The organism is Streptococcus mitis, assembly GCF_946188695.1.
Classification (GTDB): Bacteria; Bacillota; Bacilli; order Lactobacillales; family Streptococcaceae; genus Streptococcus; species Streptococcus mitis_DF.
The window spans coordinates 1-469 of record NZ_CAMHWI010000048.1 but is presented as its reverse complement, the minus strand read 5'-3'; the positions used below and the strand labels follow the sequence as shown (position 1 = coordinate 469).

At 36.5% G+C, this 469-nt stretch carries 1 protein-coding gene; it reads right to left on the bottom strand.

Annotation, left to right across the window (positions count from 1 at the left end):
* Positions 1 to 34: 34 nt before the first annotated feature.
* Positions 35 to 469: transposase (locus tag N8L33_RS09935; protein ID WP_261059748.1), on the bottom strand; the 435-nt coding region annotated here is incomplete at its 5' end.

Here is a 469-nt window from a genome sequence, read left to right as displayed (position 1 = left end):
GGCTCTTTGTCAACTGTAGTGGGTTGAAGAAAAGCTAAGATCTAGAAAGGACGAAATTTGTCCTTTCTTTTTTGATATTGAGAGCGATAAAAATTCGTTTTTTGAAGTTTTCAAAGTTCCGAAATCCAAAGGCATTTCGTTTGATAAGTTTAACGAGATTATTGGTCGCTTCCAGTTTGGCGTTAGAATAGGGAAGTTGAAGGGCGTTGACGATTTTCTCTTTGTCCTTTAGAAAGGTTTTAAAGACAGTCTGAAAAAGAGGATGAACCTGCTTTAGATTGTCCTCAATAAGTCCGAAGAATTTGTCAGGTTCCTTGTTCTGAAAGTGAAAAAGCAAGAGTTGATAGAGATTGTAGTGGTGTTTCAAGTCTTCTGAATAGCTCAAAATCTTGTCTAGAATCTCTTTATTCGTTAAGTGCATACGAAAAGTAGGGCGATAAAATCGTTTATCACTGAGTTTACGACTATC